At 53.7% G+C, this 829-nt stretch carries 1 protein-coding gene; it reads right to left on the reverse strand.

Annotated elements, in window-relative coordinates; translation table 11 throughout:
- On the reverse strand, positions 1 to 829 hold an 829-nt coding region (locus HFE01_RS26380; RefSeq protein ID WP_243208295.1), incomplete at both ends, for a condensation domain-containing protein.

The following is an 829-nucleotide window of genomic DNA, read 5'->3' on the forward strand; positions in this document are numbered from 1 at the left end:
CCTTCAACAGCGGCCCTTCATGCAGCTGGATACTGCTTTGAATTTCACTAGCTTTCGCCTCCATGGCTGCGCTGAGCGTGGCTTCATCCGTCAAGTTCGTAAAGTCCACCACGTCCAGGTGATACAGCTCGCCTTCCTGTACTCCGCGGTTCCAGGCTTCATAGCCTTGCTCGGTCTTGCTGAACACCATCCGCAGAGCATCATGGTGCGCTGTGAGTTTGTCAAGTGCCTGACGCAGAGCGGACTCATCAAACCCTTGCTTCTGGTGCAGCATCACCGCCTGATTAAAGTGATGCGCATCTACTTGCTTTTGGGCAAAGAACCCATGCTGGATCGGAGACAAAGTTGTTTCCCCGCTCACTTCTCCCTGATCTACCCTACGACTTACCTCATGCATATGCAGTGCCAGTGTTGCAACAATTGGATAGCGGAACAAATCCTTCATGTCCAGCTTGTAGCCTGCCTGGAACGCACGCGATACGATTTGAATCGCCTTGATCGAATCGCCGCCCAGGTCAAAGAAATGGTCCAAAATCCCGACAGTGGGCACGCCCAGGATGGACTGCCAGATCGCTACGAGTGTCCGTTCCGTTACAGTTCGTGGCGCTGCATAATCTGCACCGCTGTGTAGACTGCCTTCCGGTGCTGGCAGGGACTTGCGGTCGATTTTGCCGTTCGGTGTCAGCGGCATCTGCTCCAACCAGATGAAATACGACGGCACCATATAGCTTGGCAGCTTTTGTCCCAGCTTTTGTCTCAACTCATTAGCTCCAAGCTCTTGACTTGCCACGTAGTACGCCACGAGCTGGGTTTGACCTGTTTCGTCCGT

The sequence above is a fragment of the Paenibacillus sp. EKM10P genome (genome assembly GCF_011800655.1).
Classification (GTDB): domain Bacteria; phylum Bacillota; class Bacilli; order Paenibacillales; family Paenibacillaceae; genus Paenibacillus; species Paenibacillus polymyxa.